The organism is Bradyrhizobium sp. Unk1, from assembly GCF_059512345.1.
Map to the genome: position 1 here is coordinate 1 of NZ_JCAMOP010000289.1, position 231 is coordinate 231.

1 pseudogene is annotated in these 231 nt (G+C 57.6%); it reads right to left on the reverse strand.

What is annotated here, in order from left to right:
* Positions 1-214, reverse strand: a pseudogene (locus tag AC5ZFO_RS48515) (hypothetical protein); the annotation flags it as partial.
* Between the last annotated feature and the right edge of the window lie 17 nt (positions 215-231).

Sequence of the window (231 nt, forward strand, 5' to 3'; positions counted from 1 at the left end):
TCAAGCGCGTAAACTTGATTTGGCTCCTCGTTCCGCGGATCTCATCGAGGCCAGCGGCCATATTGTGCCGCGCGCAAGGCCGGACATATGACCGCACCGTCCCAAGGTGTGAAATCGACTGAAAAAGCTCTTGCCTCGCGAGCCGTTCCACATATGGGATCAAGGAGCCGAAATGGCTCAGCACGACCGCCTCAAGATCGATGCGGGCATCCAAGTCTACTTCTGCGACCC